At 40.9% G+C, this 16,532-nt stretch carries 15 protein-coding genes; 10 read left to right on the forward strand and 5 right to left on the reverse strand.

The window, feature by feature from the left end; translation table 11 throughout:
* Window positions 1–16: 16 nt before the first annotated feature.
* A complete protein-coding gene (gene parC / locus ACN0T8_RS07730; protein ID WP_417880051.1) occupies window positions 17–2,290 on the forward strand; it encodes a DNA topoisomerase IV subunit A in 2,274 nt (757 codons plus the stop codon).
* 148 nt (window positions 2,291–2,438) lie between these two features.
* Here parC and ACN0T8_RS07735 read toward each other — a convergent pair whose 3' ends face one another.
* From ACN0T8_RS07735 to zapG, 4 genes are all read right to left on the reverse strand, one after another.
* The gene (locus ACN0T8_RS07735) at window positions 2,439–3,314 is read right to left on the reverse strand and encodes an EamA family transporter (RefSeq protein ID WP_417880052.1); all 876 of its coding nucleotides are present in this window, start codon (window positions 3,312–3,314) and stop codon (window positions 2,439–2,441) included.
* Window positions 3,315–3,360: 46 nt separating this feature from the next.
* Window positions 3,361–4,425 carry an outer membrane-stress sensor serine endopeptidase DegS gene (gene degS, locus ACN0T8_RS07740; protein WP_417880053.1) on the reverse strand — a complete coding sequence of 355 codons (1,065 nt, stop codon included), beginning with the start codon at window positions 4,423–4,425 and terminating at the stop codon, window positions 3,361–3,363.
* Between the two features lie 158 nt (window positions 4,426–4,583).
* A complete protein-coding gene (locus ACN0T8_RS07745; RefSeq protein ID WP_417880054.1) occupies window positions 4,584–5,954 on the reverse strand; it encodes a Do family serine endopeptidase in 1,371 nt (456 codons plus the stop codon).
* 95 nt (window positions 5,955–6,049) lie between these two features.
* Window positions 6,050–6,490: a Z-ring associated protein ZapG gene (gene zapG, locus ACN0T8_RS07750; protein ID WP_417880055.1), complete on the reverse strand. Its 441-nt coding sequence runs from the start codon at window positions 6,488–6,490 to the stop codon at window positions 6,050–6,052.
* Window positions 6,491–6,689: 199 nt separating this feature from the next.
* On the opposite strand from zapG, the gene zapE reads away from it, so the two are divergent.
* The 9 genes from zapE (at window position 6,690) to metA (ending at window position 14,632) form a co-directional block, all read left to right on the forward strand.
* The gene (zapE, locus tag ACN0T8_RS07755) at window positions 6,690–7,790 is read left to right on the forward strand and encodes a cell division protein ZapE (RefSeq protein WP_417880137.1); all 1,101 of its coding nucleotides are present in this window, start codon (window positions 6,690–6,692) and stop codon (window positions 7,788–7,790) included.
* Window positions 7,791–8,109: 319 nt separating this feature from the next.
* A complete protein-coding gene (gene rplM, locus ACN0T8_RS07760; RefSeq protein ID WP_017024950.1) occupies window positions 8,110–8,538 on the forward strand; it encodes a 50S ribosomal protein L13 in 429 nt (142 codons plus the stop codon).
* Between the two features lie 15 nt (window positions 8,539–8,553).
* Complete coding sequence (rpsI, locus tag ACN0T8_RS07765; protein WP_027697786.1) at window positions 8,554–8,946, forward strand: 30S ribosomal protein S9; 393 nt, start codon at window positions 8,554–8,556, stop codon at window positions 8,944–8,946.
* Between the two features lie 520 nt (window positions 8,947–9,466).
* Complete coding sequence (gene petA, locus ACN0T8_RS07770; protein ID WP_417880056.1) at window positions 9,467–10,060, forward strand: ubiquinol-cytochrome c reductase iron-sulfur subunit; 594 nt, start codon at window positions 9,467–9,469, stop codon at window positions 10,058–10,060.
* Window positions 10,060–11,328, forward strand: coding sequence for a cytochrome b (locus tag ACN0T8_RS07775; RefSeq protein ID WP_417880057.1), 1,269 nt, complete (start codon window positions 10,060–10,062; stop codon window positions 11,326–11,328). Before petA ends, ACN0T8_RS07775 begins: the two co-directional genes overlap by 1 nt.
* Window positions 11,325–12,065, forward strand: a complete 741-nt coding sequence (locus ACN0T8_RS07780; RefSeq protein WP_417880058.1) for a cytochrome c1 — start codon at window positions 11,325–11,327, stop codon at window positions 12,063–12,065. Before ACN0T8_RS07775 ends, ACN0T8_RS07780 begins: the two co-directional genes overlap by 4 nt.
* 155 nt (window positions 12,066–12,220) lie before the next feature.
* Window positions 12,221–12,856, forward strand: a complete 636-nt coding sequence (gene sspA, locus ACN0T8_RS07785) for a stringent starvation protein SspA (RefSeq protein WP_417880059.1) — start codon at window positions 12,221–12,223, stop codon at window positions 12,854–12,856.
* Window positions 12,857–12,858: 2 nt separating this feature from the next.
* Entirely contained in the window at window positions 12,859–13,341 is a 483-nt protein-coding gene (gene sspB / locus ACN0T8_RS07790; RefSeq protein ID WP_417880060.1) for a ClpXP protease specificity-enhancing factor, read from the forward strand.
* A gap of 349 nt (window positions 13,342–13,690) precedes the next feature.
* Window positions 13,691–14,632, forward strand: coding sequence for a homoserine O-succinyltransferase MetA (gene metA, locus ACN0T8_RS07795; RefSeq protein ID WP_417880061.1), 942 nt, complete (start codon window positions 13,691–13,693; stop codon window positions 14,630–14,632).
* Window positions 14,633–14,756: 124 nt separating this feature from the next.
* On the opposite strand, the gene ACN0T8_RS07800 is transcribed toward metA, so the two are convergent.
* Window positions 14,757–16,100, reverse strand: coding sequence for a cation:proton antiporter (locus ACN0T8_RS07800; RefSeq protein ID WP_417880062.1), 1,344 nt, complete (start codon window positions 16,098–16,100; stop codon window positions 14,757–14,759).
* Window positions 16,101–16,532 lie beyond the last annotated feature (432 nt).

Below are 16,532 nucleotides of genomic sequence, written 5' to 3' on the forward strand. Positions count from 1 at the left end.
GAATTAAGGTTAATCAATGAGTTCTGAAATGACATTTGATGGCGTTGAACAGTTAGCCCTGCGCAAATTTACTGAAGATGCGTATCTAAACTATTCAATGTACGTAATTATGGACCGTGCCTTACCGTATGTCGGGGATGGTCTCAAGCCTGTACAGCGTCGTATTATTTATGCGATGTCTGAGCTTGGTTTATCCGCTGCAGCAAAATATAAAAAATCCGCTCGTACTGTCGGTGATGTATTAGGTAAATACCACCCACATGGTGATTCAGCCTGTTATGAAGCCATGGTACTGATGGCTCAGCCGTTCTCTTACCGCTACCCACTGGTTGATGGTCAAGGTAACTGGGGTGCGCCGGATGATCCTAAGTCTTTCGCTGCGATGCGTTATACGGAAGCCAAACTCTCTAAGTTTGCTGAAGTATTGCTCGGTGAGCTAGGCCAAGGCACAGTAGAATGGACGCCAAACTTTGATGGCACCATGAAAGAGCCAAAAATGCTGCCGGCGCGTTTGCCACACATTTTACTGAATGGTATTACCGGGATTGCAGTTGGTATGGCGACCGATATTCCGCCACACAATGTGCGTGAAATTGCTGGCGCAGCGGTACATTTGATTGATAATCCGAAAGCTGACTTGGGCGAAGTGATGGAGCATGTTAAAGGCCCAGACTACCCAACGGAAGCGGAAATTATCTCGGCACCGGCTGATATAGAAAAAATTTATCGCAATGGCCGTGGCAGCATTAAGATGCGCGCGGTATGGCACAAAGAAGGTTCTGACGTCGTTATTACCGCATTGCCACACCAAGTGTCTGGCGCAAAACTGCTTGAGCAAATTGCCAACCAGATGCGTGCTAAAAAGCTGCCGATGGTTGATGATCTACGTGATGAATCGGATCATGAAAACCCAACTCGTATTGTGATTGTACCGCGTTCAAACCGTGTCGATTGTGATCAATTGATGAACCATTTATTTGCTTCCACCGATCTTGAGAAAAACTACCGTGTTAACTTAAACATGATTGGTTTAGATAATCGGCCTGAAGTGAAAGGTTTAGTTCAAATTCTGCTTGAGTGGATTGAATTCCGTAAAACAACAGTGCGCCGCCGTTTGCAACATCGCTTAGATAAAGTGCTCGATCGTCTACATATTTTAGAAGGTTTATTGGTTGCTTATCTAAACCTTGATGAAGTGATTGAAATTATCCGTACTGAAGATGAACCAAAAGAAGTGTTAATGGCACGCTTTGGGATCACGGAAATTCAAGCCAATGCGATTTTAGATACTCGTTTGCGTAACTTAGCTAAGCTTGAAGAAATGAAGCTGCGTGGTGAGCAAGATGAGTTAGAAAAAGAGCGTCAAAAACTAGAGCAACTGCTGAGCTCTGATCGTCGTTTAAATACCTTGATCAAGAAAGAAATCCAATCGGATGCGGAAAAATATGGTGATGATCGTCGCTCTCCACTCGTTGAACGTTCAGAAGCGAAAGCCTTAACTGAACGTGATTTAATTCCAAGTGAGCCGATTACGGTTGTACTATCTGAAAAAGGTTGGATCCGTCATGCCAAAGGCCATGATGTTGATGCTTCGACACTGAACTATAAATCAGGTGATAGTTATCTCGCTTCAGCGCATGGTAAGAGCAACCAGCCAGCGGTGTTCTTAGGTTCCGATGGCCGTAGTTACTCATTAGAGTCGCATTCGCTTCCTTCAGCACGTAGTCAAGGTGAACCGATCACAGGTCGTTTAGGGATTGCCGAAGGTAGTCAAATTCGCCAAGTCTTGATGGGCGAAGAAGATCAATTATGGCTAATTGCCTCTGATGCTGGTTATGGCTTTGTATGTAAAGGTGCGGATCTATTATCGAAAAACCGTAGCGGTAAGGCGTTGTTAAATCTTCCAGAAAACTCAGAAGTACTACCGCCTAGCCGAGTTTCAGATATCGAGAAAGATGAGATTTTAGTGATCACCAATGATGGCAGAATGCTGTTATTCCCGATCAAAGATCTACCTCAGCTAAGCAAAGGTAAAGGCAATAAGATCATCAATATTCCTTCAGCAAAAGCCAAAGCGCGTGAAGAAGTGATCTCGCAACTGATTGCCATCCCTTATGGTGTGACTGTAACTTTATATGCAGGAAAACGTAAGCTGGGCTTGAAACCGATTGATTTGGATAACTTCCGAGGCGAGCGTGGTCGTCGTGGTGGTAAACTACCAAGAGGCTTGCAACGTGTGACTCGTATTGAAGTGGAAGCCAATAGTTCGACAAGTAACGAAGAAGAATAAATTCTGTCTTTGTTATTAAAAGAATTAAAGCCGCTAGACAAGTTGTTTAGTGGCTTTATAATTGCTCGCAACTTCGCAACTTCGCAACTTCGCAACTTCGCAACTTCGCAACTTCGCAACTTCGCAACTTCGCAACTTCGCAACTCAGCTATGTCCACATCACTAAAACTGCGGCAATCGCCACCAGAACCAAACCTAAACCATCCTTAACTTTGACTTTCTGCTTAAGCCAAAGTACTGAAATCATCATGGTAAAAAAGATTTCAACTTGTCCTAGTGTTTTAACATACGGTACTGTTTCTAGTGACATCGCACTAAACCAACCAATCGATCCCAAACAACTGGTGGCACTAGCAAGAAAGGTAAGTTTGGGACGCTGCCATAAAGCTTGTAGGGTAGATTTATCGGTTATAAAAATATAAGCCAATAAGATAAGTGTTTGTATGCTGATCACTAACCACAACACCCAAGCGGCGTTATAAGGAAAGGGTAAGTTAAGGGATAAACTCGCTTCGCGTATCCATAACGAAGTTAAAGCAAATGCACTGCCGCAGCATAAACCGAGTAGTACGGTTGAGAGGGAAATCCCTCGAATACCAGAGGTTGTACTTAACAGAAATACTCCAACACCGCCTAAGCAAACGCCCATCCAACCGAGTAGTGATAATTGAGTGCCAAAAAACAGCATGCCTAAAATTGCGGCGGTTAACGCTTCGCTTTTGGCAAGACCAGCACCAATTGCGTAATTATTGAGTTTAAATAATTGTACCATTAGCGCGGTGGCGAGGATCTGCATTAAAGCGGCGGCAATGACAAAGGAAATAAGGCGTGTATTGAGCTCGGGTAAAGAAATAGGATTGGCTTGATAAAGGGCAAAGAGATACAGCGCAGCAATTGGGCTAGCCCATAAAAATCGCGCTAAGGTTACCCCTAGCGTTTTGACTTCTGTGGATAGTTTACTTTGAAATGCATTGCGCCAAGACTGCATAAAGGCAGCCATCAAAGTAAACAATATCCATGTCATGTTAGGCTTCCATTTAATCTATAAAGTTAATAAGGACTTGAACGACTTAATCCCTAGGATCTTCTTCGATAGTCACAGGTAGTGTGATGGTTTTACCATCGCGTAGTACATCAAAATCAACCGTAGTACCAGGTCTCAATTCGGTGATCATTTCCATGACGCTTTGGCTGTTGAGTACTTTATTGTCATCAATAGCGACAATCACATCTTTTTCTTTTAGGCCGGCTTTGTCTGCTGGCCCACCTTCGGCAATGCTTAGTACAATAATACCACTAACATGATCAATGCCGAGTAGGCGTGCGGCCACCGCGTTCATGTCTTGACCATCAATCCCTATGTAGCCGCGGATCACCCGACCATCAGCAATAATTTTGGTCATGATTTTATAAGCCAAAGGGTAGGGAATAGCGAAGGATATTCCATAAGTTTCGAGATCGGTCGCTTGTTGAAATGAAGCGGTATTAATCCCGATAAGCTCACCACGAGTGTTTACTAATGCGCCCCCCGAGTTACCTTTATTAATAGCCGCATCTGTTTGGATGAGTGCTTGGCGGCCATCGGAGCTAACAGAGGATCGGCCAATAGCAGAAATAATACCAAATGTGGTGGTTTGACCTAGGTTGTAAGGGTTACCGATGGCTAAAACAATATCGCCAACTTTGGTCTTATTGTGCGAATTTTGTGGAATAACCGGTAGATTAGTCATTTCAACTTTGAGTACTGCGATATCGGTTCGTTTATCTGATCCCACTAATTGGGCGCTCGATACTCGGCCATCTTGCAATGCGACTACGATTTGATCGGCTTGTGCGACGACGTGGTAGTTGGTAATGATGTAGCCTTTATCTGAGACGATAACCCCAGAACCAAGCCCTTGAGTTTTAAGCTTTAACCGATCGCCTTCAACATATTTTCGACTGTAAATATTCGCTACTGCAGGTCCTGCACGATGTACAGCATGGCTAAACGAAACCTGAATATCCTCGATGTTTTCAGCTTTAGATTTGGTTTCGATAGGAACTAAACCCTGACGTAATGAAGGAGCGGCAATAAGAATGACCGCTGCTGTTGCTAGCCCGATAAGAATAGGTCGAAGCAAAAATTTAAGCATTTTTTCCTCAAATAGGCAGAATTAGAAAAGAGATGATTCGGCAAAGAATAGCACTGGATGGAAAGCAAAGAAAAGAGAAGTTTATTGTTATAGCCAAGTGATTATAAACTTCTCTTTCGGTTCGGCTTTATATTTGGATGGTATTGTTTAGGAAAGTTCTATTTCACCACAAGATAAATGGTTCGATTACCTCGTTGGATATTTAAAGCCAGAATATTGGTTTTTTGATCGAGCACTTTTTTCATTTGCGCTAGGTTTTTCACGCGAGTTCGATTAACACCAATGATAATATCGCCTTGTTGTAGTTGATAGGCTTCGGCTGGAGAACCTTTGGCAATATCGGTAATTTTAATTCCTGAAATACTATCACTACTGTCGGTATTGCTGAATTTCGCCCCTTCTAACCCTGGGTGAATATCACTAGCACTGGCTTGAATTTGTTCGGCTTCGCCAAGGGTCACCGTTTTAGATAACGCTTTACCATCACGAATTAATCCAATTTTGACGGTTTTGCCTGCTCCTATAGTGGCAATTTTTGCTCTAAGCTCTCCGAAAGTATCAATGTTTTTATCATTTATGGAAGTGATCACATCACCTGCTTGTAGGTCCGCTTTCTCGGCTGCGCTCTCTGGCAGCACTTGGCTGACAAATGCACCTTTACTACTGTTATAACCCATGGCTTCGGCAAGGTCAGGGGTAATTTCTCCACCTTGAATCCCTAAGATACCTCGTTTTACGCCGCCGAATTCAATAATTTGCTCGGTTAGGTTTTTTACCATGTTGGAGGGAATAGCAAAACCAATACCCACGTTACCGCCACTTGGTCCAAGGATTGCAGTATTGATTCCGACAAGTTCCCCGTTGAGGTTCACCAAAGCACCACCCGAGTTACCGGTATTAATAGCCGCATCGGTTTGAATAAAGTTTTCAAAGTTTTCAATGTTGAGTCCACTACGTCCTAGCGCAGAAATAATGCCAGAAGTCACAGTTTGTCCCAGCCCAAATGGGTTGCCAATCGCCACAGCAAAATCACCGACACGTAATTGATCTGAGTCGGACATTTTGATTTGCACGAGGTCGGATATTTTTTTGTCGAGTTTGATGATCGCAATATCGGATAACTTATCGCCACCAATCAACGTAGCTTTCACTTCTCTTCCATCTGACAGGGACACGAGAATCTTATCGGCATCATTGATGACATGGTAGTTAGTGACGATGTAGCCATTTTTAGCATCAATAATAACCCCTGAGCCTAATCCTCTAAATTGTCTCTCAGGTAGAGATTGTGAAGGAAAGTCAGGGCCAAAGAAAAAGTGAAATTGCTCAGGGATAGATTGATTTATGGCATTTTTTTTACCTTCAACTAACACTGAAACAACTGCAGGTGTTACTTGTTCTAGCATAGGCGCTAGACTAGGTGTTTGTTGGCCATTGACTGAAGGAAGGCTTGCTGATGCTAAAGCAGGGGTAAGGATAGCGCTGAGGCTTAATGAGATAGCGCTCAAAACAAGTAAAGGTTTTTTCATTCTAATACTCCTTTATTGAACAAAATCAATATCAAGGATATTAGAACTAAAAACCTTTACAAAGTTCCCAAAATGAATCGTTTAATGAGAGCGATTTATGACGCTTTATTCAACGTTGGAGAATCAACATAAGTTTTTGGTTGCTCTTTTAATAAACCAGTTGAACCATTAGCGTAATCTTTAGGTTGAATTTCCGGTGTCTCTTCAGGCTTACTAGGTGCTTCCGATGGCTCTTCAGTGGTTTGAGTGATAAATGGATTATCTTGTTTGGGAATATTTGGCAATAGATCGGTAGAAGTCTGAGCCATGTGTTGATAAAGCTTAGTATAATTCTTACCAAGAGTGTCAAGCATTTCAGCGGCATTTGAAAAATGATCAGAAAGATCTTGGCGATGCTGCTCTAGTTCAAATTTAGCCGTTTCTAGTTCTTTTTGTAGTTGTTTGTGTTTCTTGTACTCTGGCGTCATTAAACGGGCCACGATAATGCCGATAATGATACCGATAACCAAACCTACTGCAGCATAAAGAAAAGCCATACAAGCTCCTTACTATTGATTTTTAACATGTTTATTACGACATGTTATACATGTTTGCAATACATGGTACTATGAGATACATGGTACTATGAGATTCTTGCTCTATAAAGCAAAAACTGCCCTTAAAAACATCTAACGTAGATGGGCCATTTTTTCTCAACATTCCACTTTATTTCGTATTCATGGATGATATTGAATGATGACACCTAAGCAAAAGTATCAGAACGACATTGAACACTCTGGGTTTCAACATGACCCTGCGCAACAATATGCCGTTGAGAAACTGGATCAACTTTATCACCAATTTCTTGAGTATGTATCAACTCCACCAGAAAAACTGCGTTTATTTTCAAAACTGTTAGGTCGGAAGGCTCAAGTGACCATGCCTAAAGGTCTGTATTTTTGGGGTGGGGTAGGTCGTGGTAAAACTTATCTTATGGATTTGTTTTTTGATGCGTTGCCTTACGAAAAAAAGAGCCGCATGCACTTTCATCGCTTCATGCAAAAGGTACATTCTGAGCTTTCAAGTTTAAAAGATGTCAGCGATCCTTTGCAGATAGTTGCAGATAGGTTTAAGCAACAAGCGGATATCATTTGTTTTGATGAATTTTTTGTTTCCGATATTACCGATGCAATGATTTTGGGTACTTTATTTGAAGCGTTATTTGAACGTGGCATTGTGCTGGTGGCGACATCAAATATTCCGCCTAAAGATCTGTATCGAAATGGCTTACAACGTGCCCGCTTTCTACCGGCCATTAAGCTGATTGAACAGCAATGTATCGAAGTGAATATTGATAGCGGTATTGATTACCGAATGCGAACTCTTGAACAAGCTGAAATTTATCACTTCCCATTAGACGAAAAAGCGCAGGCCAATTTAGAGCACTATTATTTGCAACTTAGCCGCGATGAATGTCGAGACACTAAATCTGTCGAGATTAATAATCGTAATATTGAGGTTAAAGGCGCATGTGATGGCGTGTTGTCTGCCAGCTTTTCACAGCTTTGTGAAAGCTCGCGCAGCCAGTCTGATTATATTGAAATATCACGTTTGTACCACACAGTATTACTTTCTGAAGTGAAGCAAATGGGACGCAATAGAGATGACGCGGCACGTCGGTTTATTGCTTTAGTAGATGAGTTTTATGAGCGCAATGTGACGTTAATTATTTCAGCGGAAGTGGCACTCGAGTCTTTATATAGTGAAGGGCAGCTTGAATTTGAATTCCAACGTTGCCAATCACGTTTGATTGAGATGCAGAGCCTTGATTACTTAGCCAATGAACACTTGGCTTAATATTGTGTTGTGAGTAAGGGCTGGCTAGATTTCTATACTAAAATATAGAATTAACTAGTGATTCATCGGTTTTTATCATTAATCTCAGTTTTTTGGTAAAAATAGATGATTTTTCCCTCACTCTTCTCTATAATCCTGCGACCCACCGTTACTGCAGGTTAAGTTCTATGAACGAAGCCGAGAGTACCAACGGCTCGAAGGGGTGATGAATGGGACTCTTAGACAGTGGGAATAAGCTTTTAGAGCTTCTTATCCTAAGGGTAATAAGCGGTTGCTTGTTCCTTAAACTATGAATTTAAATTAAACGGGTATTGTTAGCATGAAAACTTTCGTTGCTAAACCAGAAACTGTAAAACGCGACTGGTATGTTGTAGACGCTGAAGGTAAAACTCTTGGCCGTCTAGCAAGTGAAATTGCATCTCGCCTACGTGGCAAACATAAAGCTGAGTACACTCCTCACGTTGACACTGGTGATTACATCATCGTTGTAAACGCAGAGAAAGTAGCTGTTACAGGTAACAAAGCGAAAGGTAAAATTTATTACCGTCACTCTGAGTTCCCTGGTGGCCTAAAATCAATCTCTTTCGAAAAACTGATTGATAAGAAGCCAGAAATGGTTATTGAACTAGCTGTTAAAGGTATGCTACCACGTGGTCCTCTTGGCCGTGCTATGTACCGTAAGCTAAAAGTTTACGCTGGCGCTGAGCACAACCATGTTGCTCAACAACCACAAGTACTAGACATCTAATCGAGGATTATCGAAATGGCAGAGAATCAATACTACGGCACTGGCCGTCGCAAAAGCTCAGCTGCTCGTGTTTTCATCAAACCAGGCAGCGGCAACATCGTAATCAACAAACGTGACCTAGACACCTACTTCGGTCGTCCAACTTCACGTATGGTTGTTAAACAACCTCTTGAACTTGTTGAAATGGTAGAGAAACTTGACCTATACATTACTGTTAAAGGTGGTGGTATTTCTGGTCAAGCTGGTGCGATCCGTCACGGTATCACACGCGCTCTTATGGAATACGATGAAACTCTACGTCCTGCTCTACGCGCAGCTGGCTATGTTACGCGTGACGCTCGTTGCGTTGAACGTAAGAAAGTTGGTCTACGTAAAGCACGTCGTAAACCACAATTCTCTAAGCGTTAGTTTTCTCTACAGAGTTTTCTCTGTATTGCAAAATCAACGTCACCAGTTTTCTGGTGTGTGGTTACAAAAGCTCAGCTTCGGCTGGGCTTTTTTGTTTCTTTAGTCAATGCTTTCTTTTAATTCCGCCTGTTTTTTTTGAATTCTCCTTAAAATCTAAATGTTACATAATGTGTCATTTAGGCTTGATTATCTTGCAATATCCTATTGATTTCGGACCTTTTAGGCTTTCTGGTTATTCTTCATCTTCTTGTATTTGGGGTTTTTGGGTGCTTTTGTGAAGTCCTAAACAAATATGGGTTACAGATGTTATTAAAAGGTAGCTTTATCTTGTCTCTATGTAGCGGTTTCTTTATCATTTAAAAGAATTTTTATAAACATGTGCATGATAATAAGCATATTAATGTCGATGTTAGCTAAATCGATTTTAAAAAAATGAAAATGCACGTTAAGAGTACAAAGGTCGCAAGATCTAAGGATTGGGTTACTCTTTTGTATTTAATACAGATTGGGAGATGTTTGGATGAGCAATGCGCCTATCAATAATGGCCGTCGGCGCTTTTTGACTGCCACCACTGCGGTTGTAGGTGGAATAGGGGCTGTGGCTGTCGCTGTGCCTTTTATTAAATCTTGGAATCCAAGTGAAAGAGCAAAAGCGGCTGGTGCTCCAGTTGAAGTCGATATAAGTAAAATAGAAGAAGGTCAGTTGGTTCGTGTTGAATGGCGAGGTAAACCGGTTTGGGTTGTACGTCGTTCTCAAAGTACTTTAGAGCAGCTAGAGGCATTGGATGATAAGCTTCGTGATCCTTCATCAGATCAAGAGCAACAACCTAGTTATGCTCAAAATAAATATCGTTCAATAAAGCCTGAATACTTTGTTGCGGTTGGTATTTGTACTCACCTTGGTTGTTCACCGACTTATTTACCAGACACTTTTAGTGAGCAAGTTCAAGGTGTGAAATCAGGCTTTTTCTGTCCATGTCATGGGTCAAAATTTGATTTGGCGGGGCGTGTATTCCAAGGGGTACCGGCACCGTTAAATCTAGTGGTTCCAGAGCATGGTTATTTGAGTGATACACGGATTATCATTGGCGAAAGTCGTGAGGAGGGAGCCTGATGCAAGCCTTACTTGATTGGGTAGAAAAACGTCTACCTGTGATGGATGCTTATAAAAAGCACTTGTCCGAATATCCAATGCCTAAGAACTTCAACTTTTGGTACCTTTTTGGTTCTTTAGCAATGTTGGTATTGGTTAACCAGATCCTTACTGGCATTTGGCTAACCATGAATTATGTTCCTTCTGGCGATGGTGCTTTTGCCTCGGTTGAATACATCATGCGAGATGTGCAATATGGTTGGTTGCTTCGTTATATGCACTCAACCGGTGCTTCTGCGTTCTTTGTTGTGGTGTACTTGCACATGTTCCGTGGCCTTATCTACGGTTCGTATCAAAAGCCACGTGAATTATTGTGGATCTTCGGTATGTTGATCTTCTTAGTATTGATGGCCGAAGCTTTTATGGGTTACTTGCTACCTTGGGGACAAATGTCTTACTGGGGGGCTCAGGTAATTATTTCTCTATTTGGTGCGATTCCGGTTATTGGTGATGATTTAACGCTATGGATTCGTGGTGACTATGTTATCTCTGGCGCGACCTTAAACCGTTTCTTTGCACTGCACGTGATTGCATTACCGATTGTATTATTGCTATTGGTTGTTTTACACGTACTAGCCTTGCACGAAGTAGGTTCAAACAATCCAGATGGTATTGATACTAAGATTCCTAAAGCGTCAGATGATAACGGCGAACATAAGACTCAGTTTAAATTCCATAAGCAGTTTACGAAAAAATACAATATTATCGACTCGGTCCCTTTCCATCCTTATGGTACGGTTAAAGACTTAGTGGGTGTGGCTGGTTTCTTGTTTTTCTTTAGCTATGTGCTGTTCTTTAACCCTGAAATGGGAGGATATTTCCTTGAGCCGCCTAACTTTGAAGCTGCTAACCCGCTAAAAACACCTGAGCATATTGCACCAGTATGGTATTTCACACCATTTTACGCAATTTTACGTGCGGTTCCTGATAAATTAATTGGTGTGGCGGCAATGGGGGCATCGATTTTATTCCTATTCTTACTGCCTTGGTTTGACCGTTGTAAAGTACGTTCATACCGCTACCGCAGCAAGTGGCATTTATTAAATATTATCCAGTTTGTGGTGTGTTTCATTGGCTTGGGTATTTTAGGTACTTTACCAGCAACACCTCTGTATACTTTGTTATCACAGATCTTTAGCCTAGGATATTTCATGTTCTTCGTTCTACTGTATTTTTATAGTAAAAATGAAGCGACGAAACCATTGCCAGAGAGGGTAACATTCAAATGAAAAAGTGGATTGTAGGACTTTTGACTATTATGTTGCCATTCTCGGTAATGGCTGCAGGTGGAAATGTACATTTAGACAGTGCTAATAATGACTTAACGGACAAAGCATCTTTACAACGTGGTGCTCAAACCTTTATGAGTTATTGCGCAGGATGTCATTCAACGCAATATCAACGTTATCAACGTGTCGCGACGGATTTAGGTATTCCTGATGATTTAATGATGGAAAATCTAGTATTTGATCCTAATGCGAAAATCGGTGACTTGATGACCAATGCTATTCCTGAGGAAGACGCTGGTAAATGGTTTGGTACTCCGCCACCAGATTTAACTTTAGTCGCTCGAGTACGTGGTGTTGATTGGTTGTATACATATTTACGCAGTTTTTACGCAGATCCATCTCGTCCATTTGGGGTGAATAATACAACTTTCCCTAATGTTGGTATGCCACATGTACTGGAAGGCTTACAAGGGATCCCAGAGCCTGTATTTGAAACCACGATCGTTGATGGTGAAGAACATCAAGTCGTTATGGGAACTAAAATCGTCACAATGGGTGAGTTAACCACGGAAGAGTATGACAACACTGTCCGTGATTTGGTTAACTTCCTTGAGTATTCTGGCGATCCTGTGAAGCTTGAACGCCATGCACTAGGTTGGTGGGTAATGGCTTTCTTAGTAATCTTTACTATCGTAGTGGTCTTACTGAAGAAAGAATATTGGCGTGATGTTCACTAATAGCAGAGGCTTGTTAAGCTATAATCAATAAGGCTTAGGAATAAAAATTAGCCTGAATGTAAATATTTGTGCTAAAATTCCTTGCTAATTTTTATGTAATGGGGGCATTGAGCCTCCATTCTTTTTTATTTTTAAGTGTGCTGGAGGGCTTCTCAATGGCTGTAGCTGCCAATAAACGTTCTGTGATGACTCTATTTTCAAGTGCTTCAGATATGTATAGCCATCAGGTTCGTATTGTTCTAGCCGAAAAAGGGGTTAGTGTTGAAGTTGAGTTAGTTGAAGAAGATAACTTACCAACTGAACTTATTGAATTAAACCCTTACAAGTCAGTTCCGACTTTAGTCGATCGTGAACTTGCATTATATAACTCAAATATCATCATGGAATACCTTGATGAACGCTTCCCTCACCCACCTTTAATGCCGGTTTATCCTGTTGCTCGTGGTAATAGTCGTTTGATGATGTACCGTATCGAACGTAACTGGTATTCACAAGCAGAGAAAATTGTTTCAGGTACACCGGAAGAAGCGGATGCAGCTCGTACTAAACTACGTAATGACTTGTTAACTTTAGCCCCTGTTTTTGCTGAATATGAGCACTTTATGAGTGAAGAATTTAGTTTAATCGACTGCTACTTAGCACCATTATTATGGCGTTTACCGACATTTGGCATTGAGCTATCAGGCCCAGGTTCAAAAGAATTAAAAATCTACATGAGCCGTGTGTTTGAGCGTGATTCATTCTTAGCTTCATTAACAGAAGCTGAACGAGAAATGCGTTTGGTTCGTTAATCATGGATATGGATAAAATGACACCAAGGCGCCCTTATTTGGTACGTGCGTTTTATGAATGGTTAGTGGATAATGAATTGACACCACACCTAGTCGTGGAAGCAACATTACCTGGTGTTCGTGTACCAGTAGAGTTTGTACAAGATGGACAAATTATTTTGAATGTTGCGCCACGGGCGGTTGGTAACTTGGAAATCAGTAATGATGCCATCATGTTCAATGCTCGCTTTAGCGGCCGTCCACATTCAGTCATTGTTCCTATGTATGCGGTACAAGCTATCTATGCACGTGAAAATGGCGCTGGAACTATGTTTGAACCTGAAAGTGCTTACACTGTTGAAATGGAGGCTGGTATCGAAGAAGAGCCAGTATCTTCATTATCAAGTGTTGATGACTTAAGCGATGAAGCTCCTGAAGCGTCAGCTACTAATGAATCTGAAGCACCGAAACCTAAAGGTCGTCCGAGTTTAACTATTGTTAAGTAGTGATAACTGAATCATTTCCTTTTCAAAAGCAGCGCACTTAATGCGCTGCTTTTTTTTGCGCTAAACTTAATCTAATGAGTCTAATACCAATCGTATTAATTATTTACTCATCCTTGCTTGCTAAAAGATTCGATAACTGCGTTAGAAATTTTGGTTGTAGAATAACTACTTACCAAAAATTTCAGCCTTGTTCTCAAGCCTTTTCTCAGCGCAATTTTTGAGCGCCTAATTAATGTGATTGGTATAAATAAGTTCGAAAGACCTTCTAAATATTCCTTCTCGACATTCCAATTTGTCTTGATATACTCGTAGGTGTTTAGACGTCTAGATTGCTTATGGAGAGAGTGCAATGCCAATCAAGATTCCCGATCAACTTCCTGCTTCTGATATTTTACGTCAGGAAAGAATCTTTATTATGTCGGAGACTCGTGCAACTACGCAGATGATCCGTCCACTTAAAGTGTTGATCTTAAATTTGATGCCGAAAAAAATTGAGACGGAAACTCAGTTCTTACGTTTACTTTCAAATAGTCCGTTACAAGTTGATATTGAACTGCTGCGTATTGATGACCGCCCAAGTAAAAATACCCCAACAGAACATTTGAATAATTTTTATCGTCAATTTGATACAGTAAAAAACCGAAACTTTGATGGTTTGATTATTACGGGCGCACCATTAGGGTTAGTACAATTTGAAGATGTGGTTTATTGGGATCATTTACAGACGATAATGTCATGGGCTAAAGATCACGTAACGTCTACATTATATGTTTGTTGGGCAGCGCAAGCAGGCTTAAAGCTTCTGTATAACTTGCCGAAACGTACGCGTAAAGAGAAGCTATCGGGTGTGTATTATCATGATGTGGTTAGCGAGTTTCATCCGGTAGTTAGAGGATTTGATGATAACTTCTTAGCGCCTCACTCTCGTTATGCCGACTTTACCGCTGAATACTTATCTGAACATACAAATTTAGATATTTTAGCCACTTCTGAGGATGCTGGCGTTTACCTCGCGAGTAGCAAAGATAAACGACATGTATTTGTCACAGGACACCCCGAATATGATTCCCATACTCTACACAATGAATATGTGCGAGATCTAGCTGAAGGGATGGATCCGGCAATTCCTGTGAACTATTATCCAAATGATAATCCAGATAATCCACCGATTGCTAGTTGGAGAAGTCATGGTCATTTGTTATTTTCTAATTGGTTAAATTACTGTGTTTACCAGCAAACGCCTTACGATCTTGACCATTTTTCGATCGAGAATTTTACTAAAGATGATTGATAAATAAAGTCTTAGTACAGTTTAGTATCGATAAACGTAGTAGTAATAAAAAAGCAGCATAACTATTTGGAATGACGCCTTAACGTTATGCTGCTTTTTTGTGAAGCGTTGTGATTGGTATTAATTAACTTGGCTTATTTTCCTGATCTTGCGAATCCGCTTCTACTTGCGCGCGTAGTTGATCCGCTTCTTCCATTTGTTTTTGTACCACTTTGGCTTTATTGATCATTGGGGTAATCGTTGAGCCTTGAATTAGGATCGAGAATACCACTACCGCGTAGGTCATCACCATGATGATCTCTTTAATATCAATATGACCAGCGGTTACAAAGTATTTATCATGTGGAATCGATAGTGCCATAGCCAGTGCTAAACCACCACGTAGCCCCCCCCAAGTTAGGATTTTTACTGACCATTTGTTGTAAGTTCTAAAACGCTTAAAGCCGATAAATGGAATCCAAACACTTAAGAAGCGTGATAGTAGAACCAGTGGTATTGCAATGGCCATCATGATCCAATCTTCTGAGTGAAACTCGAATAATAATAACGACATACCAATAAGTAAGAATAGGATACCGTTGAGGAATTCATCAATCAGTTCCCAGAAGTGATCCATGTGCTCGGTACTTTCTTTAGAAAATCCAACATAGCGTGTCCAGTTACCTATCATTATACTAGAAACAACCATCGCCAATGGGCCTGATACATCAAGGGTTTCAGCAAAAGCGTAACCGGCGGTTGGAATACAGATCATCAACAATAATTCCATTGAGTGATCGTTGGTTGAACTGATTAGGTAGTGGAATATGAGACCTAGAACAAGACCGTAGGCAATACCACCTACTGCTTCTTGTAAGAATAATGTTAGTACGCCGCCAGGGGTAGGAGCCTGGCCACTGAAGGCAACAGTAAAGATAGTAACGAAAATAACTAATCCAATACCATCATTAAAAAGAGATTCACCTTCAATTTGAGTTGAAATACGTTGCGGTGCTTGGAGTTTTTTAACAATGGCCAGTACTGCAATGGGATCGGTTGGCGAGATAAGTGCACCAAACAGGATGCAATAGATCAAATCAATGTGAATGTTAATCGCATCACAAATCGCATATAAACTGAAACCAATAAAGAAAGTAGAGAATAAAGTGCCACCAAAAGCAAGGATGGCAATCTCCCATTTTTGATCAGAAAAATGCGGTAACTTGATACCTAGACCACCTGCAAATAGCAAAAAACCAAGCACACCATTTAATAGGAAACTCTCAAAATTAATTTCCGTTATCGTTTTTGAAGCGATATCGATAAGGTTAAACCAGCCGCTATAACCTGCAATAATAATAATTAGAGAGAGCATCATAGAGCCCGCTGTAATAGCAATTGTCGTTTGTAGGCGACCAAATTTACTGTTAATCAATGCAATCACCATCGCAGCAAACGATAGGAAGCAAAGGGTATTATAGACCGACATAATTTAACCTTGACTAATGTAACAAACTGTAATGTTGCAATTTTCATGCGCTTATCAATAAATATCAATATATTTTTAACAAGATTGGAATAAAGCAGATGAAAAGCATGTTAAAAAGGATATATTAGATATTTAAAACTTATTTTAGACGTCTAGATTTCTATGTTAGGATGTATACCTAAGTAACTTCAAGTGGCAAGTTTCAGCAAGAATAAAACAAGCTTTAAACAAGGCAAATTGAATACGATCATAGTTGTTCTATCTCTATTCAATTTAACGCAGTATAAAGCTTGTTTTAACTAGCCCTTTGGGAGTTTCATTCAGCCCTTTATATGGCGTCAGATTGGTTTGAAAGGTGATTACATTCCTTTTCCAATCTTCCTTGCTTAAAGGCTGGGTGAATCTCTGAATTCTGCAACTTGAAGTCACTTG

The sequence above is a fragment of the Vibrio sp. genome (assembly GCF_048266485.1).
Lineage (GTDB): Bacteria > Pseudomonadota > Gammaproteobacteria > Enterobacterales > Vibrionaceae > Vibrio.

Bases quoted from the DNA above. Each gene is read 5' to 3' on its own strand.
- ACN0T8_RS07745 (WP_417880054.1), bottom strand. From the start codon at position 5,954: ATGAAAAAACCTTTACTTGTTTTGAGCGCTATCTCATTAAGCCTCAGC.
- ACN0T8_RS07800 (WP_417880062.1), bottom strand. From the start codon at position 16,100: ATGTCGGTCTATAATACCCTTTGCTTCCTATCGTTTGCTGCGATGGTG.
- metA (WP_417880061.1), top strand. From the start codon at position 13,691: ATGCCAATCAAGATTCCCGATCAACTTCCTGCTTCTGATATTTTACGT.
- petA (WP_417880056.1), top strand. From the start codon at position 9,467: ATGAGCAATGCGCCTATCAATAATGGCCGTCGGCGCTTTTTGACTGCC.
- ACN0T8_RS07780 (WP_417880058.1), top strand. From the start codon at position 11,325: ATGAAAAAGTGGATTGTAGGACTTTTGACTATTATGTTGCCATTCTCG.
- zapG (WP_417880055.1), bottom strand. From the start codon at position 6,490: ATGGCTTTTCTTTATGCTGCAGTAGGTTTGGTTATCGGTATCATTATC.
- ACN0T8_RS07775 (WP_417880057.1), top strand. From the start codon at position 10,060: ATGCAAGCCTTACTTGATTGGGTAGAAAAACGTCTACCTGTGATGGAT.
- degS (WP_417880053.1), bottom strand. From the start codon at position 4,425: ATGCTTAAATTTTTGCTTCGACCTATTCTTATCGGGCTAGCAACAGCA.
- sspB (WP_417880060.1), top strand. From the start codon at position 12,859: ATGGATATGGATAAAATGACACCAAGGCGCCCTTATTTGGTACGTGCG.
- ACN0T8_RS07735 (WP_417880052.1), bottom strand. From the start codon at position 3,314: ATGACATGGATATTGTTTACTTTGATGGCTGCCTTTATGCAGTCTTGG.
- rpsI (WP_027697786.1), top strand. From the start codon at position 8,554: ATGGCAGAGAATCAATACTACGGCACTGGCCGTCGCAAAAGCTCAGCT.
- rplM (WP_017024950.1), top strand. From the start codon at position 8,110: ATGAAAACTTTCGTTGCTAAACCAGAAACTGTAAAACGCGACTGGTAT.
- sspA (WP_417880059.1), top strand. From the start codon at position 12,221: ATGGCTGTAGCTGCCAATAAACGTTCTGTGATGACTCTATTTTCAAGT.
- parC (WP_417880051.1), top strand. From the start codon at position 17: ATGAGTTCTGAAATGACATTTGATGGCGTTGAACAGTTAGCCCTGCGC.
- zapE (WP_417880137.1), top strand. From the start codon at position 6,690: ATGACACCTAAGCAAAAGTATCAGAACGACATTGAACACTCTGGGTTT.